This is a genomic window from Alcaligenes sp. GCM10023179 (assembly GCF_042653705.1).
In the GTDB taxonomy this organism is placed as follows: Bacteria; Pseudomonadota; Gammaproteobacteria; order Burkholderiales; family Burkholderiaceae_B; genus Alcaligenes; species Alcaligenes phenolicus.
In genome coordinates, this window is sequence record NZ_JBHSIQ010000003.1 from 358,188 (window position 1) to 381,962 (window position 23,775).

General features: G+C 55.3%; 20 protein-coding genes and 1 tRNA gene. 14 read left to right on the plus strand and 7 right to left on the minus strand.

The genetic code is table 11. The annotated features are described in order from the left end of the window. Nucleotides 1-100: 100 nt before the first annotated feature. Both ACFPDR_RS15585 and ACFPDR_RS15590 read left to right on the plus strand, forming a co-directional pair. The gene (locus tag ACFPDR_RS15585; RefSeq protein WP_376911412.1) at nt 101-1,534 is read left to right on the plus strand and encodes an MFS transporter; all 1,434 of its coding nucleotides are present in this window, start codon (nt 101-103) and stop codon (nt 1,532-1,534) included. A gap of 808 nt (nt 1,535-2,342) precedes the next feature. After that, entirely contained in the window at nt 2,343-2,471 is a 129-nt protein-coding gene (locus ACFPDR_RS15590; protein WP_268380419.1) for a hypothetical protein, read from the plus strand. 527 nt (nt 2,472-2,998) lie between these two features. Here ACFPDR_RS15590 and ACFPDR_RS15595 read toward each other — a convergent pair. Continuing rightward, a tRNA-Leu gene (locus tag ACFPDR_RS15595) sits at nt 2,999-3,083 on the minus strand. Nucleotides 3,084-3,206: 123 nt separating this feature from the next. Continuing rightward, nucleotides 3,207-4,418 (minus strand): CaiB/BaiF CoA transferase family protein, encoded by a 1,212-nt coding sequence (locus ACFPDR_RS15600; RefSeq protein WP_376911414.1) that lies wholly within the window; start codon nt 4,416-4,418, stop codon nt 3,207-3,209. A 173-nt stretch (nt 4,419-4,591) separates the two neighbouring features. On the opposite strand from ACFPDR_RS15600, the gene tig reads away from it, so the two are divergent. From tig to lon, 4 genes are all read left to right on the plus strand, one after another. Then, nucleotides 4,592-5,902, plus strand: coding sequence for a trigger factor (tig, locus tag ACFPDR_RS15605; RefSeq protein WP_009459092.1), 1,311 nt, complete (start codon nt 4,592-4,594; stop codon nt 5,900-5,902). Next, nucleotides 5,902-6,555 (plus strand): ATP-dependent Clp endopeptidase proteolytic subunit ClpP, encoded by a 654-nt coding sequence (gene clpP, locus ACFPDR_RS15610; RefSeq protein ID WP_021446711.1) that lies wholly within the window; start codon nt 5,902-5,904, stop codon nt 6,553-6,555. The genes tig and clpP overlap by 1 nt, the downstream gene beginning before the upstream one ends. 100 nt (nt 6,556-6,655) lie before the next feature. After that, a complete protein-coding gene (clpX, locus tag ACFPDR_RS15615; protein WP_009459099.1) occupies nt 6,656-7,957 on the plus strand; it encodes an ATP-dependent Clp protease ATP-binding subunit ClpX in 1,302 nt (433 codons plus the stop codon). 273 nt (nt 7,958-8,230) lie between these two features. After that, nucleotides 8,231-10,696, plus strand: coding sequence for an endopeptidase La (gene lon / locus ACFPDR_RS15620; protein WP_009459101.1), 2,466 nt, complete (start codon nt 8,231-8,233; stop codon nt 10,694-10,696). 313 nt (nt 10,697-11,009) lie between these two features. Here lon and lexA read toward each other — a convergent pair whose 3' ends face one another. The 3 genes from lexA to ACFPDR_RS15635 form a co-directional block, all read right to left on the minus strand. Beyond that, on the minus strand, nt 11,010-11,669 hold the full coding sequence (gene lexA, locus ACFPDR_RS15625) for a transcriptional repressor LexA (protein WP_376911417.1): 660 nt from the start codon (nt 11,667-11,669) through the stop codon (nt 11,010-11,012). Nucleotides 11,670-11,774: 105 nt separating this feature from the next. Continuing rightward, a complete protein-coding gene (locus ACFPDR_RS15630) occupies nt 11,775-12,335 on the minus strand; it encodes a GNAT family N-acetyltransferase (protein ID WP_371477278.1) in 561 nt (186 codons plus the stop codon). A 71-nt stretch (nt 12,336-12,406) separates the two neighbouring features. Then, nucleotides 12,407-13,609, minus strand: coding sequence for an amino acid aminotransferase (locus ACFPDR_RS15635; RefSeq protein WP_009459106.1), 1,203 nt, complete (start codon nt 13,607-13,609; stop codon nt 12,407-12,409). An 84-nt stretch (nt 13,610-13,693) separates the two neighbouring features. On the opposite strand from ACFPDR_RS15635, the gene uvrB reads away from it, so the two are divergent. The 8 genes from uvrB (at nt 13,694) to ACFPDR_RS15675 (ending at nt 21,298) form a co-directional block, all read left to right on the plus strand. Then, a complete protein-coding gene (gene uvrB / locus ACFPDR_RS15640; protein ID WP_371477275.1) occupies nt 13,694-15,715 on the plus strand; it encodes an excinuclease ABC subunit UvrB in 2,022 nt (673 codons plus the stop codon). 297 nt (nt 15,716-16,012) lie between these two features. After that, nucleotides 16,013-16,504: a low molecular weight protein-tyrosine-phosphatase gene (locus tag ACFPDR_RS15645; protein WP_026482840.1), complete on the plus strand. Its 492-nt coding sequence runs from the start codon at nt 16,013-16,015 to the stop codon at nt 16,502-16,504. A 141-nt stretch (nt 16,505-16,645) separates the two neighbouring features. After that, the gene (gene iscR, locus ACFPDR_RS15650; RefSeq protein WP_021446710.1) at nt 16,646-17,122 is read left to right on the plus strand and encodes a Fe-S cluster assembly transcriptional regulator IscR; all 477 of its coding nucleotides are present in this window, start codon (nt 16,646-16,648) and stop codon (nt 17,120-17,122) included. 33 nt (nt 17,123-17,155) lie between these two features. After that, entirely contained in the window at nt 17,156-18,349 is a 1,194-nt protein-coding gene (locus ACFPDR_RS15655; protein WP_035268115.1) for an IscS subfamily cysteine desulfurase, read from the plus strand. Then, the gene (locus ACFPDR_RS15660; protein ID WP_371477273.1) at nt 18,346-18,729 is read left to right on the plus strand and encodes an iron-sulfur cluster assembly scaffold protein; all 384 of its coding nucleotides are present in this window, start codon (nt 18,346-18,348) and stop codon (nt 18,727-18,729) included. Before ACFPDR_RS15655 ends, ACFPDR_RS15660 begins: the two co-directional genes overlap by 4 nt. 54 nt (nt 18,730-18,783) lie before the next feature. Next, nucleotides 18,784-19,107: a HesB/IscA family protein gene (locus tag ACFPDR_RS15665; protein WP_003801383.1), complete on the plus strand. Its 324-nt coding sequence runs from the start codon at nt 18,784-18,786 to the stop codon at nt 19,105-19,107. 6 nt (nt 19,108-19,113) lie between these two features. Continuing rightward, nucleotides 19,114-19,992, plus strand: a complete 879-nt coding sequence (locus ACFPDR_RS15670; protein ID WP_026482837.1) for a methylglyoxal synthase — start codon at nt 19,114-19,116, stop codon at nt 19,990-19,992. A gap of 289 nt (nt 19,993-20,281) precedes the next feature. After that, entirely contained in the window at nt 20,282-21,298 is a 1,017-nt protein-coding gene (locus tag ACFPDR_RS15675) for a Bug family tripartite tricarboxylate transporter substrate binding protein (protein ID WP_376911422.1), read from the plus strand. 203 nt (nt 21,299-21,501) lie between these two features. Here ACFPDR_RS15675 and lysS read toward each other — a convergent pair whose 3' ends face one another. Together lysS and ACFPDR_RS15685 are read right to left on the minus strand one after the other, a co-directional pair. Next, entirely contained in the window at nt 21,502-23,025 is a 1,524-nt protein-coding gene (lysS, locus tag ACFPDR_RS15680; protein WP_035268111.1) for a lysine--tRNA ligase, read from the minus strand. 11 nt (nt 23,026-23,036) lie between these two features. Then, nucleotides 23,037-23,774, minus strand: a complete 738-nt coding sequence (locus ACFPDR_RS15685; protein ID WP_026482834.1) for an SDR family NAD(P)-dependent oxidoreductase — start codon at nt 23,772-23,774, stop codon at nt 23,037-23,039. Nucleotide 23,775: the final 1 nt, after the last annotated feature.

Here is a 23,775-nt window from a genome sequence, read left to right on the forward strand (position 1 = left end):
CTTGACCTCATCTATACATGAGGTTTTATAAAAGACCACTCTTGCCTATGCAAGCTTTTCAAGCGGCAGGGCTACTTTTAAAAGAATGAGTCGAGATCTTATGAAGAATCAGCAAGCTTGCGCGAGTAGCGGGCAAGGGGTACAGACCGGGTGGGGCGCTTTGTTGTCGGGGGCCAATGCCATGCGTGCCCTCGTCCTGGCCGGTGGAGTGGTATTGCATGCCGTCAATGTCTACATTGTGACCACCATTTTGCCCACGGTTGTGCAGGATATTGGTGGGCTGGATTTATATGCCTGGAATACGACCCTGTTTGTCGTGGCGTCTATTCTGGGTTCGGCTCTGTCACCCAAGTTGCTGGCCTTGACGGGCCCTAAAGGCAGCTATGCCGTCGCAGCCTTGATCTTTGCGGTGGGGGCGCTTGTTTGCGCGCTGGCGCCGAATATGTCCCTTTTGCTGTTCGGGCGCTTCGTCCAGGGGATTGGCGGTGGTTTTCTCTTTGCCCTGGCGTACGCCATGATTCGTCTGGTTTTTGCAGAGCCCTTGTGGCCTCGAGCCATGGCGTTGGTATCAGCCATGTGGGGCGTGGCAACGTTGGCCGGGCCGGCAGTCGGTGGCGTGTTTGCGCAGTGGGGAATGTGGCGTGCGGCTTTTGGATCGGTCGCCTTGATTGCCGTACTTTTTGCCGCTTTGGCATTAGTAGTCCTCCCCAAACGCGAGCAACATGCCGCGGCGGTGAGCAAGGTGGCTATTCCTGTGGTTCAACTGCTGTTGTTGACGCTGGCAGTGTTGGCGATCTCTGCCGGTAGTACCTCGGCAGATGTACTGCAAAATGCGCTTGGCCTGGGCTTGGCGGGGGTGTTGGCTGTCGCTTTGCTGGTAGTGGAAAAACGTTCGTCTACCAAGTTGCTGCCATCGGGGGCGTTTCAGTTCAGATCTGCTATTGCCAAACTCTATGCCTTGATGTCCTTGTTAGTGCTGACGGTGACCAGTGGTGAAGTTTTTGCACCGCTTTTTCTGCAGGTCTTGCATCAACAGTCCCCGTTAGTAGCGGGGTACTTGACGGCGCTGATGGGGGCGGGCTGGACGGTAGGGGCAATTATCAGCTCGGGCCTGGGGGAAAAAGCCATTGCGCGGGCGATCATGGCTGGGCCTATCCTGGGACTGCTGGGTATGGTGGGGCTTGTTGTTTTACTGCCAGATACCAGTACGGGTTCCGTCCTGGCTCTGGCACCGATTTGTCTGGCTCTGGCCTTGATAGGCGTGGGAGTAGGGGTAGCTTGGCCCCATTTGCTGGTGCGGGTTTTCAAGGCAGTGCCAGCCCAAGAGCAGGAACTGGCGGGGGCATCGATTACAACCATTCAGCTCTTTGCAACGGCAAGCGGAGCAGCCTTGGCTGGAATGATTGCCAATGCGGGTGGACTTATTGATCCCGGTGGCGTGGAGGGAACGCGTCAAGCGGCTTATTATTTATTTGGAGTTTTTGCTGTGGCACCGCTGTTAGGGATAGGAGTGGCAAGGAACTGTCGGGCGTGAATGCTGTCTGATTAATTATGAGCCAGCTAATTTGTTCAGCATTCTGCTAGGGTTAATACTAGAGCGTCCATTAATTAGCTCTTATTGATAAAAGATTTAGTGCAATTGAAGCCTGGTTCTATATTTTTAATTTTCATGAAGGAGGTTGCCTTGTGAATAGTGCCCCCTTTACTAATCAGGTATCCAAACCCGATCCGCAGCCTAAGCCCATGCGCTGGCCTAGCGATTTTCCGGGTAAACACGATCGGCAGGAATAAGCTCCGGATTTAATCGGGAAGCCGCCTTCAAGGGCGGCTTTTTTGTGTCTGCGCTTCAAGGCTTTCTTTTGTGGGGCTCGGAAATGAGGGGGTGGGGGAATCTTTCGGGCTTGATAGTAGGAATATCAGGTGACGTGCCCGTTGCTCTTGCTGCTTCACTAAGCTGTTTGTTGTGGCCCAGCCATCTCTGTGCCGACTTTCTCTTTATGCAGGGCATGGTTTTTGTCTTGTCTGGCTGGCCGTGTTGAAGTCCTCCCCTGAGACTCCCTGACGACAAAATCCCTTCCTCTTGGGCTGGTTTCAAACCGGCTTTGACCTACGTCTATAGAACAATGTCCATACTCCCTTTCAGCTCATCAATGTAGTATAAGGTAACAAATATTCTTCGGTTTATTGGTCTTTCAGGCAAATTTATGACCTCTTTATGAATGAAAAATGTAGTTATCGAGTAAAAAATAGGAATAAATGTTATTTATTGTCAAATGTGACTAGGTAATATAATTACTTGCGAATGATTGTCATTATTGATTTTTTGTAAAGGAAAGATGGGGATGAATCGCAATCCAAAGCCAAGCCCAAATCCGGCTCCCAGCCCAAGTCCTGATCCGGCTCCCAAGCCCGAGCCGCAACCCATGCGCTGGCCCAGTGACTTTCCTGGAAAGCACGATCGCTACAACTGATGTTTAAGTAGAGGTGTTCAGGAGAAAAGCACAGTGCCCAGCGGGGGTCTTGCGATTCTGCCCCCCCGGCACGTGCTTTTTCTCAGCAGTCTCGAGGTCGATTTCAGTAAATACCGTTGGATTTATCAGATCTATATAGCGCAGCTTTGGTGGGCTGTTACCTGAAAATAACTTTATTAGCGCGGACAAGCTTTAACTAATGATTGTGAGAATGGGCTAGCTTTCGTACGCAACAATACAAGACGTGCAGCGAGTTGATTGAGTGGCAATTATTAGCGGCCAAACAATTACAAGGGAACCAAATCAATAGACGCACTCGCAGTCATGTGCATCGCTCACAGCATTGAACTGGACTCAATACCTAGGCGATGTGGCTATTTTTGTTTTTTTGAGGAATTCGTGGGGCCTTTATGGGGCCTACGATGTTGAATACTTGAAAACAGGCTATTAAAAGCTGTTAGGGTATGAAAGTTAAGCCGTTGATTTTGCTTAAAATTGATTTTTCTGAATCAACGGTTTTCATGCTCTGGTGCGAACGGAGAGACTCGAACTCTCACACCTCTCGGCGCCAGAACCTAAATCTGGTGCGTCTACCAATTCCGCCACGTTCGCAGCACGAAAGAAGTAGATTCTAGCTTGGATTTTCATCCTCGGCAAGTGCTTGCTCCGTATGAAAAACAAATAGATTAGGGGCCATCTTGTACTGGCCCCCAGGTTCTTTTGTACTGCTTTGTTTTACTTGCGTTTTGGGTTCTTGGCGATCAGGCCGCGTGCTTGCCAGTCGGCTTGTTGTTCGGCGCTGATCCCCAGATTATCCAGGATTTCCTGGGTGTCCTGGCCCAGGTGCGGAGCAGGGCGGTAGATGGCGCCAGGGGTGTGGCTCAGCTTGGGAACGATGCCGGGTACTTTAAGCGGTGTGCCGTCTGGCAGACTGCTGTCCAGCAGCATGTCACGGGCCTGATAGTGGGGATCTGCTGCGATATCGGCAATGTCATAAACCCGCCCTGCGGGAACGCCAGCCTGGTCCAGAATTTCCAGTACCTTGTTCAGTTCCAGAGCGCTGGCCCAGTGGCCAATGGCGGCATCGATCACGCCTGCATTTCGGGCGCGACCATCATTGTGCGCGTAGTCGGGATTGTCAGCCATATCAGCGCGCCCAATGGCGTTCATCAAGCGCTTGAAAATGCTGTCGCCATTGCCGGCGATCAAGGCGTACTTGCCATCCTTGCAGACGTAGGCATTGCTGGGCGTAATGCCGGGCAGGCTGCTGCCGGCAGGCTCCCGAATGGCGCCGAAGGCGGAGTATTCGGGCAGCAGGCTTTCCATCATGTTGAACACGGATTCATACAGGGCCACGTCAATATATTGACCTTCGCCCTTGTTCTGTTCACGCTGGCGCAGGGCCATCATGATGCCGATGACACCATGCAAGGCTGCCAGAGAGTCTCCAATGGACACGCCAACCCGTACCGGTGGCCGTCCGGCCTCACCGCTAAGGTGGCGCAAGCCGCCCATGGCCTCGCCAATCACGCCGAAACCGGGCTTGTCCTTGTAAGGGCCGGTCTGGCCGTAGCCCGATACACGCAACATGATCAGACCGGGGTTGATGGCTTTCAGGTCTTCCCAGCCTAGCCCCCATTCTTCCAGGGCGCCGGGGCGAAAGTTCTCGATCAGAATGTCACATTCTTTTACCAGTGTGCGCACCACGTCCTGACACTCCGCCTGTCGCAGGTCCAGGGCCAGAGACTTCTTGTTACGGGATTGCACCTCCCACCAGACCGAGTTACCGTCATGCAGCAAACGCCATTTACGCAAGGGGTCACCGCCTTTGGGGGATTCGATCTTGATGACGTCCGCGCCAAATTCGCCCAGGATCTTGGCGGCAAAGGGGCCGGCAATCAATTGGCCCAGTTCCAGGACCCGGATGCCGCCTAAAGGGGTGTTCATGTGCATATCAGTCTTGCGTAGGGAAGGTAAAGTAAGGGATCATAGTCCGGCACGGCTGTATTGTCTTGACAGGAAATTATGATTCAAAATACGTTTGTTTGGATTTACCGTGCCAGTTTCCGGTAAAATGCCGGATTACTCTTATCAATTACTCAATTTAATATAGGTCTTCAATGCAGCCCGAGGTTGAAATTCTGTCCGGCTTGGAGCGCCGAGTCGATGTGGTCGTTTCGGTGGCCGACGTAGAAAAACAAGTCCAGGCCCAGCTCAAGCGTGTGGCTCGTACGGCCAAGGTACAGGGCTTCCGTCCCGGTAAAGCGCCTTTGTCCGTTGTCGAGCGCAGCCACGGCCCTGGTATCCGTTACGACGCCATCAACGAAGAAATCGGCAAAGCCCTGGACAAAGTGATCCAGGACTCCAAATTGCGCGTAGCCGGCACTCCTAATCTGGAAGCCAAAGAAGGCGAGCCTGCTGAAGGCACCATGGCCTTTACCGCAACTTTCGAAGTTTACCCAGAAGTGGCCCTGCCTGATCTGTCCAAACTGGAAATCAAGCGTGCCAACACGCCTGTGACCGACGAAGACATCCAGCGCACCGTAGACGTGCTGCGCAAGCAACGCGCCAACTACGAATCCAGCGCTGATCGCCAAGCTCAGGAAGATGACCGCATCACTCTGGACTTTGTGGGCACCATTGACGGCGTCGCCTTTGAAGGCGGTAGCGCTGAAGGTTTCCAGTACCTGCAAGGTCGTGGCCGCATGCTGCCCGAGTTCGAGACTGCCGTTGCCGGCATGAAAGCAGGCGAAACCAAAACCTTCCCTCTGGAATTCCCTGCCGACTACACCGGCAAGGAAGTGGCTGGCAAAACTGCCGAATTCAAGATCACCGTGACAGACGTGGCCCAGCCTGTTCTGCCCGAACTGGATGCTGAATTTGCCAAGTCCCTGGGTCAGGCTGAAGGTGATGTGGACGCTTTGCTGGCCGACATTCGTGCCAACATCGAACGCGAAATCAAGGCTCGTGTGCACGCCCGCAACAAATCCGCTGTGATGGACGCCTTGCTGTCTGCCAGCGAATTTGACGTGCCTAACGCTCTGGTGGACAACGACGTGGAAGGTCGCATCGCTTCGGCTCGCGCCGAACTGAAAGAGCGCGGCGTGCCTGATGCAGACAAGATGCCTATCCCTGCCGAGGCCTTCAAGGAAGAATCCACTCGCCGCGTGCGTCTGGGTCTGCTGGTCTCCGAACTGGTCAAGGCTGCTGAACTGCAAGCCAAGCCCGAACAGGTTCGTGCCCGCATCGAAGAATTTGCCCAGAACTACGAACAGCCCGCCCAAGTGGTGGCCTACTACTTGTCCGATCGCCAGCGTCGCGCCGAGATTGAGGCAGTGGTACTCGAAGATAACGTCGTCGAGCACGTACTGTCCCAGGCCAAGGTGTCCGACGAGGAGGTGGCGTTCGACCAAATCATGGGAACCAACTAATGTCGTCAACCTTTGTCGACTTCTACGCCTCAATGCATGGGGGGCAATCCGTTGCCCCTACGGGTTTGGGCTACGTGCCTATCGTGATCGAGCAGTCCGGTCGTGGAGAGCGGTCTTACGACATCTACTCCCGCCTGCTGCGCGAGCGCATCATCTTTCTGGTGGGCCCGGTTCATGACAACTCGGCCAACCTGATTGTGGCCCAGCTGCTGTTTCTGGAGTCGGAAAATCCTGAAAAGGATATTTCGCTCTACATCAACTCGCCCGGTGGTTCGGTCTATGCAGGCCTGGCCATCTACGACACGATGCAGTTCGTCAAGCCGGAAGTCTCGACATTGTGTACCGGCATGGCTGCCAGCATGGGCGCTTTCTTGCTGTCTTCGGGCGTCAAGGGCAAGCGTCTTGCCTTGCCTAACTCGCGCATCATGATCCATCAGCCTTCGGGCGGTGCGCGAGGCCAGGCTTCCGATATCCAGATTCAGGCCAAGGAAATCCTGAGCCTGCGTGAACGCTTGAACAAGATCCTGGCCGAAAACTGCGGCCAGCCTGTCGAGCGTATCGAACTGGATACCGAGCGTGACAACTTCATGGCAGCTGAAGACGCTGTGGCCTATGGCCTGATCGACAAGGTGATGAACACTCGTGACGAGTAATCATCTGTCCCTACAGGGATCGATCTGACGCAGTACTATGGCTGTTCGGGGGCGGGACTTGTTCCCGTCCTTTTACCATCCTGAAGTGAAATTTAAATTTATGTCCGAAAAGAAATCGGCCGACGAGAAAGTTCTGCATTGCTCGTTTTGCAATAAAAGCCAGCATGAGGTCAAGAAACTGATCGCTGGACCTTCGTCCGTGTTCATCTGCGACGAATGTATTGATCTGTGTACCGATATCATTCGTGACGAAGCTGCGGGCGCCACTCCTGATGGTGAACGTAAAGAATTGCCCACCCCCCAGGAAATCAAGGAGTTTCTGGATGGGTATGTCATTGGCCAGGAAATGCCCAAGCGCACCTTGGCCGTAGCGGTGTACAACCACTACAAGCGAATTCGTAGCGGCAAGGCAGGCCGTGACGATGTGGAACTGTCCAAAAGTAATATTTTGCTGATCGGGCCTACGGGTTCGGGCAAAACGCTGCTGGCCCAAACACTGGCCCGCATGCTGGATGTGCCTTTTGTGATGGCAGACGCCACCACACTGACCGAAGCCGGTTACGTGGGTGAGGACGTCGAGAACATTGTTCAAAAACTGCTGCAAAACTGCGATTACGATGTGGAAAAAGCGCAGCGCGCCATTATCTACATCGATGAAATCGATAAAATTTCCCGCAAGTCGGATAACCCTTCGATCACCCGCGACGTGTCGGGCGAGGGCGTGCAGCAGGCACTGCTCAAGCTGATCGAAGGTACAGTCGCTTCGGTGCCTCCGCAAGGTGGTCGCAAGCACCCGAACCAGGACTTTGTGCAGGTGGATACCACCAGCATTCTGTTCATCGTGGGCGGTGCTTTTGATGGCCTTGAAAAGGTGATTCGCGACCGTACAGAAAAATCCGGTATCGGTTTTTCTGCTTCCGTGAAAGCCAAGTCCGAACGAGGCGTAGGCGAGCTATTCTCTGAGGCCGAGCCCGAGGATCTGATCAAGTTTGGTCTGATTCCCGAGCTGGTGGGGCGTTTGCCTGTGGTCGCCACTCTGGAAGAACTGCACGAAGACGCACTGATCCGCATTTTGACCGAGCCGCGCAATGCCTTGGTCAAGCAGTTCCAGAAGCTGCTGAGCATGGAAGGCGTAGAGCTTGAAGTTCAGCCCGAAGCCCTGCGTGCGGTGGCCCAGCGTGCCATCAAGCGTCGTACCGGCGCTCGCGGCCTGCGCAGTATTGTCGAGCAAGCGCTGCTGGACACCATGTACGAACTGCCTTCGCGTAAAGACGTCAGCAAAGTGGTGCTGACCGAGGACGCCATTGTCGGAAAGAGTAAACCCGAATTGATTTTGGGTCGTCCTTTGTCCGATAGTGAAGCCAGTGACACTGAGTCGCCCTTGAAAAACGCAGTAGCTTAGAGATATCTCCTCGTTTGTGCACTGTCTGGCTTTGGTCGGACAGGCGAAGGCGGGACAGGGCGACAGGCGAAGGTAAAGAGAAAGGAGTGGACCTATGAAGACCACCAGGCATAAGGGCTTGTCTCTCTTTAACTCTGTAAAGTTCTGTTCTAATGTTCGTTCGGCCTACTTGAAATATCAAAATTCGCCACAATCTGAGCTACAACAGGTTAAACCGTGAAAGGGAAGCCCAGGCTTCCCTTTTGCGTCTAAGGACATTTATAGGAAATGACTATGTCTGCGAGCCAGATTCTTTCTACGGAACCTATTGAGCTGCCGCTGCTTCCCTTGCGCGATGTAGTGGTGTTCCCTCACATGGTGATTCCGCTTTTTGTTGGCCGGCCTCGCTCGATCAAAGCCCTTGAGCTGGCAATGGAGTCCGGCAACAACATTATGTTGGTGGCGCAAAAGTCCGCAGGCAAGGACGATCCCGCTCCCGAGGATCTCTACGAAATTGCGTGTGCGGCCAGTATTTTGCAAATGCTCAAGCTGCCCGACGGCACGGTAAAAGTGCTGGTGGAAGGCTTGCAGCGCGCTCGAATCACCCAGGTACAGGATGCCGAAACCCACTTCATGGCCTCGGTGGTCGAAGTGCCCGGCGACTCCGGTGATGCTGCTGAAACCGAAGCCCTGCGTCGTGCGGTGCTGGGTCAGTTCGAGCAGTACGTCAAACTGAATAAAAAAATCCCTCAGGAAATTCTGACTTCCCTGACCGGGATTGACGATGCTGGCCGTCTGGCCGATACCATCGCCGCTCATTTGCCTTTGAAGCTGGAACAAAAGCAGGGCATGCTGGAAACGCCCAAGGCTTTGGAGCGTCTGGAAAGCCTGCTGTCGCAACTGGAAGGCGAAATTGACATCTTGCAGGTCGAGAAGCGCATTCGCGGCCGTGTGAAAAAGCAGATGGAAAAGAGCCAGCGCGACTACTATCTGAACGAGCAGGTCAAGGCGATTCAGAAAGAGCTGGGCGAAGGCGAAGACGGCGCTGATGTTGAAGAGCTGGAAAAACGCATCGAGCAGGCTCAATTGAGCAAGGAAGCGCTCAAGAAAGCCGAATCGGAAATGAAGAAGCTTAAGCTGATGTCGCCGATGTCAGCCGAAGCAACCGTGGTGCGTAACTACATTGAAACGCTGGTTGGCCTGCCTTGGCGCAAAAAGAGCCGTATCAACAACTCCTTGAGCAATGCCGAGGAAGTGTTGGATGCGGACCACTTTGGTCTGGAAAAGGTCAAGGAACGTATTGTCGAGTACCTGGCTGTTCAGCAACGTGTCGACAAACTGAAGGCTCCAATCCTGTGTTTGGTTGGCCCTCCAGGCGTGGGTAAAACTTCGCTGGGACAGTCCATTGCCAAGGCAACGAACCGCAAGTTCATTCGTATGGCTTTGGGTGGGGTGCGTGACGAGGCCGAGATTCGCGGTCACCGTCGTACCTACATCGGCTCCATGCCGGGCAAGGTGGTTCAGAACATGAGCAAGGTGGGTGTACGTAACCCGCTTTTCCTGCTGGACGAGATCGACAAGATGGGCGCGGATTTCCGTGGCGACCCATCCTCGGCACTGCTGGAAGTTCTGGACCCTGAACAAAACCACACCTTCCAGGATCACTACCTGGAAGTGGACTATGACTTGTCCGATGTGATGTTCGTGGCAACCAGCAACACCTTGAACATTCCACCGGCCCTGCTGGACCGTATGGAAGTGATTCGTCTGTCGGGTTACACCGAAGATGAGAAGGTGCGTATTGCTTTCGATTACCTCTTGCCCAAGCTGATGAAGAACAACGGCGTGCGCGATGGCGAGCTGGAAGTGACCGAAGATGCCGTGCGCGACATCGTGCGTTACTACACCCGTGAAGCGGGTGTACGTTCCCTGGAACGTGAAATCAGCAAGATCTGCCGCAAGGTTGTTCGCAAGCTGTTGGTGGCCAATCCACAAGCCGGTACGCGTGCAGCTCGCAACAAGACACTGACCCAGGAAACCTTGGTCGTGAATGCGGCGAATCTGAACGATTACCTGGGCGTACGTCGTTTCTCCTTCGGCCTGGCCGAAAAAGAGAACAAGGTTGGCCTGGTGACGGGTCTGGCCTGGACCGAGGTGGGCGGTGAATTGCTGACCATCGAAGTCGCGGATATGCCCGGTAAAGGCAATGTGCTGCGCACCGGCTCGATTGGCGATGTGATGAAAGAATCGGTCGAAGCGGCTCGTACGGTTGTGCGTTCGCGTGCTCAGAAGTGGGGCATTGCCAATAGCGTGTTCGAAAAGCGTGACCTGCACGTGCACTTTCCAGAAGGCGCTACGCCCAAGGATGGTCCATCGGCCGGTATCGCCATTACGACCGCTATCGTGTCCAGCCTGACGGGTATTCCGGTTCGTGCTGATGTGGCCATGACGGGTGAAATCACCTTGCGCGGCGAAGTTCTGCCTATCGGCGGCTTGAAAGAGAAGCTGTTGGCAGCGCAACGCGGCGGCATCAAAACCGTGATGATCCCGGAAGAAAACATCAAGGACCTGGCCGATATTCCAGATAACGTGAAAAACACGCTGGAGATCATCCCGGTGCGTTGGATTGACCGTGTACTGGAAGTGGCCCTGCAAGACGCTGTAACGCCCCTGAGCGACGAAGAAGTAGCTCGCCTGGCCGCTGAGGCCTTGGCAGCCACGCGTGCTGCTGGGGCGGGTTCTGAGTCTTTCAAGCACTAAGCATCAGCAGTAGTAAGCAAGCAGTGAAACAGGCTACCTTGGGTTCAAGGTAGCCTGTTTACATTTTGGTCAGGCTGATCGTGGCTTCGAGGTTAGTCATATTGATAGCAGTGGGAGCCAGATTTTTGGGCAACGATATTGAGGGAGTTGAAAGTCGCTAGCTTGCGCGAGGGGTTTACGGCTGCTCAAACCTGTATATCGGCATGCACTTCGACCAATAAAAAACCCCATGTACCAAACGGTATATGGGGTTTTTCTCTTGTCAGGAGCACCAAGCCTGTAAAACAGCTCTGGTGACCAAGAGAGAGGAAGCTTAATGCAGCGGGCTGGTACGAATCAGACCCACAGCAATGCCTTCCAAAGACAGGGAGTCCGGGTCGGTGATGATGATGGGTTCAAAGTCCGGGTTCTCGGGCAGGAGGACCACTTGATTGCTGGAGCGCGACAGGCGCTTGACGGTGACATCGTCGCCAATGCGCACCACCACAATCTGCCCATTACGCGCTTCACTGGCTTTCTTGACAGCCAGCAGGTCGCCGTCAAAAATGCCCGCGTCTTTCATGCTCAGGCCGCGTACGCGCAGCAGGTAATCAGGCGTTTGGGTGAATAGGGTAGGGGCGACGCCAATCTCACGCTCGATATGCTCGGTGGCCAAAATAGGGCTACCGGCAGCTACGCGACCAATAATGGGCAGCAAGAGGGCGTCAGCCAGATTGGCCAGTGCGCTGCTGCTGGGTGCCGCACTTTCTCGGGTATCCGTACCGAGCAGGCGTATGCCGCGCGAGGCGCCGGCAGTCAGCTCGATAGCGCCTTTGCGGGCCAGAGCTTTCAAATGATCTTCGGCCGCATTGGCGGATTTGAAACCCAGCACCTGAGCAATCTCTGCTCGAGTGGGAGGGAAACCCGTCCGTTCGATTTCAGAACGAATGATGTCCAGCACTTGTTGTTGGCGTGCGGTGAGCTTGGCGGTCATAGTATTGTCTGCTGAATATATATACAGTAAAGATTGTGCGTTACAGTTGGCGTTTTTGCAAGCGGTGAGGGCCCTAAAGGCTTAATTTTTGACCCTTCGGGCTGCTCAGGCAGACTGGGGCCAATCCTTGCGATCCAGGGTGTACAGCACATGGGGGACGAGTTTGTGGCCCGCCGCTACACCGGGGTGATCAAAGGTACCAGCTTGCTCTGTCATGCCCAGGCGTTGCATGACGGTCTGCGAAGGCAAGTTCAATTGAGCGGTGTACGCCACAATTTGATCCAGGCCCAGTTCGTCAAAACCAAAGTCCATGCAGGCTCGTGCCGCTTCGGTGGCATAGCCCTTGCCCCAGTACTCAGGCAGCAAACGCCAAAGAACTTCCACGCAAGGCTGAAAGTACAGATCGGCGGTCGGGCGGTTCAAGCCCACCATGCCAATGAAGGCCCCGTTTTCTTTCAGCTCGACTGCCCAGGGGCCCCAGCCATGCTCGTCAATCAGGCTTTGGCTGCGGTGGGCGATGGCATCGCTTTGCTCACGGTCCAGGGTGGCCGGATAAAAACGCAGTGCGTGGGGATCGCTGTTCAAGCGGAAAAAGGGCTCCAGGTCGGAAGCTTTCCAGGGGCGCAAGATCAGGCGTTCGGTGTTCAGGGAAATCGTGTCTGTCATGGTAGTGCTCCAAGGGCTGGAACGACAACGCCCTTCCGAAGAAGGGCGTTGGGGCTGTACTGAGGGACAGCTTACTTCAGGACTTGAGCGATGGCCTTGGCCACGACGTCAATATTCTGGCTGTTCAATGCAGCAACGCAAATACGGCCGCTGCTGACAGCGTAAATGCCGTGTTCCTGGCGCAGGCGTTCGACTTGCTCGGCAGTCAGGCCGGAGTAGGAGAACATGCCGCGCTGTTGCAGCACGAAGTCAAAGTTTTGGGTAGCGCCGTGCTCTTTCAGCTTGGCAACCAGTTGGGCGCGCATTTCGCGGATGCGATCACGCATGCCGGCCAGTTCAGTCGCCCAGGTCTGGAACAGTTCAGGCGAGTTCAGTACCGTGGCCACAACCTTGCCACCGTGTGTGGGTGGGTTGGAGTAGTTGGTGCGAATCACACGCTTGACCTGGCTCAGTACGCGGGAAGTTTCGTCCTTGCTGGAAGTAACCAGGGTCAGGGCGCCAACGCGCTCGCCGTACAGCGAGAAGGACTTGGAGAACGAGGAACTGATGAACATGGACAGGCCTAGCTTGGCAAACAGACGCACTACGCTGGCGTCTTCTTCCAGACCGGCGCCAAAGCCTTGGTAAGCGATGTCCAGGAAAGGAACCAGTTGACGTTCTTTGATCAGCTCGGCGATCTGGGCCCATTGTTCCATGCTGGGGTCCACGCCGGTCGGGTTGTGGCAGCAAGCGTGCAGGACCACGATGGACTGGGCCGGCATGGCGCGCAGCGAGGCGATCATGCCGTCAAAGTTCAGGCCATGCGTAGCGGCATCGTAGTAAGCGTAGGTGTTGACCTTGAAGCCGGCGCGCTCGAACAGGGCGCGGTGGTTTTCCCAGCTTGGATCGCTGATGTAAACCTCGGACTGGGGCAGCAGTTGCTGCAGGAAGTCAGCACCGATTTTCAGCGCACCGGTACCGCCCAGGGATTGCACGGTCAAGGCGCGGCCTTCGGCAATGATGGGGGAGTCGGCACCCAGCAACAGGGTTTGAGCACCCAGATTGTAGGTATTGATCCCTTCAATAGGCAGGTAGCTGCGCGCGGCGGCTTTGCTCATCATGGCTTCCTCAGCCTTTTGAACAGCCTGCAAAATCGGGATACGCCCTTGATCGTCGTAGTAAACACCGACCCCCAGATTAACTTTGCCGCTGCGTTCGTCGGCATTGTATTGTTCGTTCAAACCCAAAATAGGGTCGCGTGGAGCCAGTTCGACGGTTTCGAAGAGCGATGTCATGATGATATGGGGGCGTTAGTGCAGAAAGGTAGAAAAACAAAGCATTAATGTGATAATACGGGCTTACCCTAAAGTGTGTCTAGCATGAAATTTGAGCCTGCCTTTCAAGAATTTCCGGGGAGTTCCTTCAAACTTTTCCAACCTTATTTGCCTGCTGGCGACCAGCCTGCGGCGATTGAGCAGTTGGTTGAGGGGATTGATGATGGCTTGATGTACCAGACCCTTTTGGGGGTAACGGGCTCGGGCAAGACCTATACGATGGCGAACATTATTGCTCGCACCGGGCGTCCGGCCATTGTTCTGGCGCCCAATAAAACCCTGGCGGCGCAGTTGTACGCCGAGATGCGCGAGTTCTTTCCACGCAACGCCGTGGAGTACTTCGTGTCTTACTACGATTACTACCAGCCCGAGGCCTATGTGCCATCGCGCGATCTGTTTATTGAAAAGGACTCGTCCATCAATGAACACATCGAGCAGATGCGTTTGTCGGCCACCAAAAGCCTGCTGGAGCGGCCGGACACCATTATTGTGGGCACTGTGTCCTGCATTTACGGTATCGGTAATCCCGGCGACTACCATGCGATGGTGCTGACCTTGCGCAAGGGTGACCGTATCGCCCGCCAGGAGCTGCTGGCGCGTCTGGTCGCCATGCAGTACGAGCGTAACGATCTGGATTTTCAGCGTGGGATATTCCGCGCTCGTGGTGAAGTGGTCGATATCTTCCCGGCAGAAAACGCGGAGCTGGCCTTGCGAGTCAGCCTGTTTGATGACGAGATTGAAGAGCTGGAGTTGTTCGATCCGCTGACAGGCAAGGTCGTGCAGAAGCTGAACCGCTTTACCGTGTTCCCTAGCTCGCATTATGTGACGCCACGCGAAACCGTGTTGAGGGCGATTGAAACCATCAAGCTCGAACTGCGGGAGCGTCTGGAATTTCTGACACGGGAAGGGCATTTGGTTGAAGCTCAACGCCTGGAGCAGCGCACCCGTTTTGATCTGGAAATGCTGCAGGAGCTGGGCTTTTGCAAAGGCATCGAGAACTACTCTCGCCACTTGTCAGGTGCTGCGCCCGGCGATCCGCCGCCGACACTGATCGACTACCTGCCACGTAACTCCCTGATGTTTATCGACGAAAGCCACGTCACCATCGGGCAGTTGGGCGCCATGTATCGCGGTGACCGTTCGCGTAAAGAAACCCTGGTGCAGTTCGGTTTCCGCCTGCCTTCGGCCATGGATAACCGGCCTTTGAAACTGGAAGAGTTCGAACGCCGTATGCCGCAAACCGTGTTCGTGTCGGCTACACCCGCTGCCTACGAGCAAGAGCATGCAGACAATGTGGTTGAACAGGTGGTGCGACCTACCGGACTGGTGGACCCGGAAATCGAGGTGCGCCCGGCTACCACGCAGGTCGATGACTTGCTGGGTGAAATCAAGCTGCGTACTGCGCAGGAAGACCGTGTATTGGTGACGACGCTGACCAAGCGCATGTCAGAGGATCTGACCGAATACTTGTCAGAGAACGGTATTCGCGTGCGCTACTTGCACTCGGACATTGATACGGTGGAACGGGCCGAGATCATCCGGGATCTGCGTCTGGGCGCCTTCGATGTGCTGGTCGGGATCAACCTGCTGCGTGAGGGGCTGGATTTGCCCGAAGTGTCTCTGGTGGCGATTCTTGATGCGGACAAGGAAGGCTTCCTGCGTTCGGAGCGCAGCCTGATTCAAACCATAGGTCGGGCAGCGCGTAACCTGAACGGTAAAGCCATTCTGTATGCCGACAGAATGACGGACTCCATGCACCGCGCTATCGAAGAAACCGAGCGCCGTCGTGCCAAGCAGATCGCCTTTAACGAAGAGCACGGTATTACGCCGCGCGGCGTGAACAAGGCCGTCCGTGAGTTGATTGATGGTGTTGTTGCCTCGGATCCAACTGCCAGCTTGCGCGAGGATGTGCCGGACGAGTTGATTCGCGACGAGAAGGCCGCTGCACGCGAGATCAAGCGTCTGGAAAAAGAGATGATGGACCACGCCCGCAACCTGGAGTTCGAACAAGCGGCAGCTGCGCGCGACAAGTTGCAAAGACTGAAGGCCAAACTGCTGATGGCTTGATGGTTGTTGTGTATTTGCAACTAAAGCTGGACGAAAGCTCAGAAAAAACACCGTTCCGCTACCGGCTTTCGTCACGCGGGTGTATTGCTTGATTTATCTCATCCCAAGAAAGCGGCGTATCCGCTAAGCAAACGGTGCTGCGCCTTTGGTTTATTCCAGACTTTAAGCAGCTGCGACCTGTTCTTATTGGCAGCCCCCAAACGATACGGATTTGCTGTTTTCAAGGCGATTTCCGGGGCCGGTTTTGGCTCCTGTTTCGTCTTGCCTTATTTGGGGTTTTCCCGCAGACTTTGACGCATTATGAGTAAGGTTCTGTTTGTCTGTACAGGGAATATTTGCCGCTCCCCCAGCGCCGAAGGTGTCTTGCGCCAACTGGTCGACCAGGCCAGTTTGTCGGAGGCTATTTTGGTGGATTCAGCCGCCACGCATGGCTTTCATGTTGGCGAGCATCCTGACACACGCGCACAGATAGCCGCTCGTAAACGCGGTTATGACATCTCTACCTATCAGGCCCGACAGGTCCAGCGCGAGGACTTTCGCAACTTCGACCTTATCTTGAGCATGGACTGGGAAAACCACGCTGCCTTGCAGCAAATGTGTCCTCCCATTTATCGTCACAAGCTCATGCTGCTGATGCGCTTTGCCACTGACTATGAAGCGGCTACCGTGCCCGATCCTTATTATGGCGGCCAGGATGGCTTTAATAAGGTCATGGACTATATCGAAGATGCCTGCCAGGGCGTGTTCGAACTGGTTCGCAAGCGCGTCCCCAATTACCGTGCTGCCTGAGTGGCTACATAACACTTCAGTATAAGTGTAAAAACACACGCTCAAGCACGGTAGTTTCCCCTGTATTTGCTATACTGGACCAAATTGGTCGGATTTGCCGTTGGCAGTCCGGCCGCTTTCGCCTTTGGCAAGGAAACTATCATGCGTTTGACGACAAAAGGGCGTTTCGCCGTAACCGCGATGATCGATCTTGCGCTGCGCCAGCAAAGTGGACCGGTGACGCTCGCAGGCATCAGCCAGCGACAGGGTATCTCGCTCTCGTATCTTGAACAGTTGTTTGGCAAGTTGCGCCGCCATGAACTGGTCGATAGTGTGCGTGGTCCGGGTGGTGGCTATACGCTTGCGCGTCTGGCTCGCCACATCACCGTTGCTGACATTGTGTTTGCGGTCGATGAGCCCGTTGATGCCACCCAATGCGGTGGCAAGGGTAATTGCAAGCAGGGCACAAACGGGCAGAAAGGCGAGTGCATGACTCACGAGCTTTGGGCGACGCTTAGTCGTAAAATGGTCGATTATCTGGATTCTGTCTCGCTACAGGACTTGGTTGATCAGCAGCGTCTGCGTCAGCTCAAGTTGGCCGCTCAGGAAGCCGGCCAGCCAGAAGAATGTACTTTGTAGTGGGCAAGATCCGCTACTGACCCGGAGTTTTGTATGAGTCGCGCTCAGCGTATCTATATGGATTATGCCGCCACTACACCGGTAGACCCGCGTGTGGCCGACAGCATGATTCCCTGGTTGACGGAACGATTTGGCAATCCGGCCTCCAGCAGCCATCCCTATGGGTGGGATGCGGAGGAGGCCGTAGACCAGGCGCGCCGTCAGGTTGCCGCTTTGGTAGGGGCAGAGCCGCGTGAAATTGTCTGGACCTCCGGTGCTACCGAAGCCATCAATCTGGCGTTAAAAGGTGCCGCGCAGTTTTATCAGTCCAAGGGCCGCCATATTATTACCGTCCGTACGGAACACAAGGCCGTGCTGGATACCTGTCTGGCCTTGCAGGACGAAGGGTTTGAAGTCACCTTTCTGGATGTCCTGCCCAGTGGTCTGATTGATCCTCAGGCGTTTGAACAAGCCATTCGCCCCGACACCATCCTGGCCTCGGTCATGTTGGTGAATAACGAAATTGGCGTGATTCAAGATGTGCAGGCCCTGGGGGCAATGTGCCGGGAGCACAAGGTGCTGTTCCATGTGGACGCCGCCCAGGCCACCGGCAAGGTGGCGATCAATCTGCAGGAGTGGCCGGTGGATTTGATGTCCATGTCTGCCCACAAGACTTACGGTCCCAAAGGAATCGGTGCCTTGTATATCCGTCGTAAACCGGCGGTGCGCCTGAAAGCGCAGATTCACGGTGGCGGCCACGAACGCGGGTTTCGCTCCGGTACGCTGGCCACTCATCAGATCGTGGGCATGGGGCGTGCTTTTGAACTGGCTGCGCAGGAAATGGACCTAGACAATCAGCGCATCACCGCGCTGCGAGATCGTCTATGGGCCGGCCTGCAGTCTATCCCTGATCTGTTCCTGAATGGCACCTTGGATCAGCGCGTGCCCCACAACCTGAACATCAGCGTGGATCACATCGAGGGCGAAGCTCTGATGATGGCTCTGACAGATTTGGCAGTGTCCAGTGGCTCGGCCTGTACCTCGGCCAGCCTGGAACCGTCCTACGTATTGACGGCTCTGGGTCGTAGTGATCAGTTGGCGCACAGTTCCCTGCGCTTGAGTCTGGGCCGTTTCACGACCGAGCAGGATATTGATGACACGATTGCGGCCATCCGTCGTGTGGTTGAACAATTGCGGGCCATCTCTCCCTTGTGGAGCGAGCCTGCTTCGGAGCAGTTCGCGCAATGATATATAGTGACGCTGTCATGGAGCATTTCCTGCACCCGCGTCATGTGGGTGTCATGAACAGCAGTGATGCTGACGTAGGTACAGGGGAAGCGGGAAGTCACGAAACCGGGGCCTTGATTCGCATCCAGCTCAAGGTATCGGAGCAGGGCCAGATTCAGGATAGCTGTTTTCAGGCTTATGGCTGTGGCTGTACCATCGCTTCCGCCTCGTTTGCGACACAGTGGCTGCAAGGTCGCAGTCTGGAGCAGGCAGCTCAGTTCTCGTCTACAGATGTGCAGCAAGCGCTGGAATTGCCGCCGGTCAAAGTGCATTGTGCTTTGTTGGCCCAGGAGGCGGTTCAGGCCGCTATTGCCTCGGTACAGAACAAAGGCGCGTTTTAGTTGTCCAAGCCTGAAGGCTGAATATTCTTTCAGGTTTATAGAAAGGAAAAGATTATGTCTATTTCTCTTACTCAGCCCGCCGCAGAACATATCCAGCGTCATTTGAAAAAACGCGGGGGCGGTTTGGGGCTACGTTTGGGTGTACGTCTGACCGGTTGCTCGGGTCTGGCCTACAAGCTGGATTTTGTTGATGAGCCGGTTGAAGGCGATCAACTGTTTGAAGAGCACGGCGTTAAACTGTTTGTTGATCCTAAAAGCCTGCCCTTTATTGACGGCACGCGTCTGGATTATGGCCGTGATGGCCTCAATGAAGGTTTCAAGTTCATCAATCCAAACGAGAAAGCCTCCTGCGGGTGTGGCGAATCGTTTACCGTGTAGGAACTCATGTCATTACGTTTCGGTTTGGCGGCCAATCAATTGCACCATGATTCGGCAGATGCGGCTTTGTTTCAGTGGTTGCGGCGCTCAGCCAGCGGTATTCGCGAATTGGAAGTTGAGCTTTACACGGTCGGTCGTACCTGTAATGCCATCGAGCGGTCGGGCCTGCTGGAAGGCTATGGCGGCCTGGTTCGCTATCCCTATGGTCGTGATGGCGGCTTGATGAAGCTGGTGGCCCGGGTCACGCAAAGCCCGGATGGTACACCGCCTTTTGATGGCGCCATTTACCTGATTGACCCGGTAGACCCTTCCTCCATTTTTCCGGAAGCACTGGCGCTCAAGCGCCAATGCATCACGCATGGCCGTCCTTTCATTTCTACCTTGATGGGTGCAATTGAATGGATTGAAGTGGAGCGTGTCAGCCGCGGTTTGTGGCCCGATTCCAGCTGCAAACGTATTTTTGACTTCCCTAATCAAACCTTGGCCATGATTGCGCACGATGCACTCAAGGACAAGATGATTGAGTTTGCCGACAAGCACTTTGATCTGCTGTCTCGCTTTGGTCAACGCGTGGGAACCGGGACGACAAGCCGCTTGTTGAATGAGCTGGCCTGGTCTAAAGGCTGGCCCAAGGACACACCCTGGATTCAGTCTTACCTGAGTGGTCCTTTGGGTGGCGATGCGCAAATTGCCGAGCTGGTGCTGGAAAATCGTTGTCAACGCGTCATTTTCTTTGAAGACCCGCACGTTGCGCGTCAGCATGAGGCTGACATCCAGCTGCTGGAGCGTGCGGTGCGTGTGGTGGCAGACAAGGCTTCGTGTTTTTCTTCGCCTGAAGTGGCTCATAAATGGGCACAGGCGGTGATGCGTTTGCCAGTGGATTAATTGCCTGCAAATCGTACTCGCAGCACAGGTGCAACACCATGAGTCTATGAGCTTGTATTCGCAATAAAAAGAGGACGCTTTCGAGCGTCCTTTTTTGTTCCCGTATGATGTGTCGCCGAGCAAGTTTTCAGGCTGCGCTAAAGCCGCTGATAGCCGCTTTAGCAATGGCCGGGACGAGGGCTGCTTGATTCGCGGATGGAGGCTCTCTAGACTACAGATCGTGATTGGCAAGCACCGCAACACAATGTCGCCCGATCAATGGGGCAGTCTGTGGATATTGGAGGTAGGCTTGAATCGACGCGCGATCTTGAAAGCGACCGGCGTGGGTATCGCCGTCCGGCTTGGAGTCCCTGCTTCCTCTCTGGGGGCTGTGTTTGGCACGGCTCCGGCACGTGCGCAGCAGGCTAATACCTTTCCTTCGGGACCTGTGCATATCGTGGTTCCGGTGAATCCGGGCGGCAATGCTGACCATATTGCGCGAATGCTAGCGCAAAATCTTGCCAAATTGTGGCAAAAAACAGTGATTGTGGATAATGTGCCGGGCGCTCATACCAGCCTTGGTGTCAACCGGGTGGTTCGTGCTGCGCCAACGGGCCATACTCTGCTGTCTAGCGGAGATCAGCTTGCGATCAACGCTGCTCTCGGTCGCAAGTTGCCCTATAGCGAGACTGATGTTCGTGGGGTGACTCGCACCCTTATTAATTCGCAGGTGCTGGTAGTGCGTCCCGGTCTGGGCGTTAAGCACTTTGATGACTACGTGGCACTACTTAAACGTCAGCCTGGCGAAGTATCAGCAGCGCTGCCGATTGGTTATGGCAGTATTTATCATCTGGCTGTCGAGATGCTTAATCAGCGTTTGGGTACGCAAACCAATAACATCCCCTACGCGGGAGGAGCCCCCGCTGTTCTGGACATACTGGGCGGGCACGTTGACGGCGCGCTTATTGATATCTCTGGAGCAACCCAGAACATTCAGAGGCGTGAGCTTATCCCTCTGGCTGTGACCTCGCTGGAGCGTTCGAAGGTTTTGCCGGATGTTCCCACTTTTCATGAGTTGGATGTATCTGATTTCGTGATCGAAAGTTGGCAGGGCATCTTTGTGCCACGTGCTACGCCCGATGAGGTGCTTGCAGTGCTGAATCGCGATATTACGGCTGTACTGCGTTCGCGCGAATTTGCTGAGCCGTTGGAGGAGCAGGGCTTTGTGATCGCGCCTGGTTCGGCTGAGTCGCTAGATAAGATCGTGGCGCGTGATATTGCCTTGTTTCGTAAAGTGGCGGCAACTGCTGGCATCAAGCCCGAATGAAGTCTGCCCTTACAGGTGTAGGGCTGGCTAATGATGAGATTGGAGTGGGAGTTTGTTCCGGGACCGGGCAGAATAGTTGCGTATCTGCGTATCTGCGTATCTGCGTATCTGCGTATCTGCGTATCTGCGTATGTGTATGCGGGGGCGAGGATGCATAGAAAAACGCGCGGTCAAGACCGCGCGTTTTTCTGTCTTGAGACTGATTAGTCCTCGCGACGCAGGTGCGGGAACAGGATCACGTCACGGATAGCAGGGCTATCGGTCAGCAACATGACCAGTCGGTCGATACCGATACCGCAGCCGCCTGTAGGGGGCATGCCGTATTCCAACGCACGGATGTAGTCCGCGTCGTAGAACATGGCTTCTTCGTCGCCAGCGTCCTTGGCCTGAACCTGGGCCTGGAAACGTGCGGCTTGATCTTCAGGATCGTTCAACTCCGAGAAACCATTGGCAATTTCGCGACCAGTAATGAACAGCTCAAAGCGCTCGGTAATGCCTTCCTGGGTGTCCGAAGCGCGTGCCAGTGGCGACACTTCCACGGGGTAGTCCACGATGAAGGTAGGGTGCCACAGCTTGGATTCTGCAGTTTCTTCAAACAGAGCCAGTTGCAAGGCACCCAGGCCGGCATCACGCAGTGGCGGCGAGTTCACGTCCACTTTCAGGCGAGCCAGTTCGGTACGCAAGAACTGGATGTCTTCCAGTTGCTCGATCTGGTAGGAAGGAGCGTACTTCATGATGGCGCCGGTAATGGTCAGGCGATCAAAAGGCAGGCTCAGATCCAGTTCGCGTTCCTGGTACTGCAGGGTAGCGGTACCACGGGCGCTGATCGCGGCTTCGCGTATCAGGTTTTCGGTGAAGTCCATCAGCCACTGGTAATCCGTGTAGGCTGCGTAGAACTCCATCATGGTGAATTCGGGGTTGTGACGAGGGCTGACGCCTTCGTTACGGAAGTTGCGGTTGATCTCGAACACGCGCTCGAAACCGCCCACGATCAAACGCTTCAGGTACAGCTCGGGAGCAATACGCAGGTACATTTCCATGTCCAGCGCATTGTGGTGGGTCACAAAGGGTTTGGCCGATGCGCCACCCGGAATGGGGTGCAGCATGGGGGTTTCCACTTCCAGGAAGTTGGCTTGGGCCATGTGCTGGCGCAGGCTGCTCATGACCTTGCTGCGGGCCAGGAAGGTTTGACGGGTGTCTTCACCCATGATCAGGTCTACGTAGCGCTGACGGTACTTCAATTCCTGGTCAGCCAGACCGTGGAATTTGTCGGGCAGGGGGCGCAGGGACTTGGCCAGCAGGCGCACGCTGGAAGCATGTACGGACAGCTCGCCCTTATTGGTTTTGAAGACTGTGCCTTCCACGGCCAGGATGTCACCGATATCCCAGCCCTTGAATTCCGCGTAGTTTTCTTCGCCCAGTGCGGCTTTGTCCAGGTAGATCTGGATGCGGCCGGAAGCATCTTGCAGTGTGGCAAAACTGGCTTTACCCATGACACGCTTGAGCATCATGCGGCCAGCTACTTTCACGACTTTATTGGTTGCAGCCAGGGCATCCTTGTCCTGCTCGCCGTACTGGCTGTGCAGCTCGGCAGCGTGGGCGTCAGGGCGGAAATCGTTGGGGTAGGCGATGCCGTTTTCGCGCAGGCGGTCCAGTTTGGAACGACGCTCGGCGATCAGGCGGTTTTCGTCTACGACGGGTGCGGAAGTGTCTAGCGGTTCAGTCATTGTGTCAGTACTTATTCGTAGTGGCGGATGTCATCCAGGACGTGCTGGCCAAAATCCGGGCTGTTCAGGTGGCGCAAAATGCGCTCGGCCGTATCGTCCGGGCTGCTTAGCTGACCTTGTTGATGCAGGTCGATAAAGCGGCTCAGGTTCGGGAACTGGTCGCGGGATTGGCTACGGATATGGCCTTGCATATCGGTATCGACCACGCCAGGGGCCAGAGAGCAAACGGCCAGCTCGGGATTCTCCAGCTTCAGGGTTTGCGTATAAAAATCCAGCGCTGCCTTGCTGCAGCCGTACACGGCCCAGCCCGAGACGGGTTTGCGGCCAGCACCAGAGGATATATTGAGCACCTGGCGTTGGGCATCCTTGGGGGCGCCTTGCAAGAAGGCGGCGGTCAGGCTCATGACACTGGCGACATTCAATTGCAGCGCCTGTGTAATGGCCTGGGCATCGAGCAGGTGGCTGGCCTGCCCAACGGGATCAACCGTGCCCGCATTATTAATGAGGACGTAGCGTTGAGCCTGTGTCTGGCTGATCAAGGCTTGCAGAGCCTTGGCAGCCTGTTGTGCGCCTTCCGCGCTGGCCAGATCCACTTGCAGATGTTGATGAGCCCCTTGGGGCGCATCCAGTTGCAGTTCGCTGCGGGCCAAAGTGATCAACTGATGGCCAGCGGCCAGTGCCTGACGTGCCAGGGACAAGCCCAGACCGCGAGAGGCACCGCTTAGAACAGTCAGCGTGGAAGTGTGCATA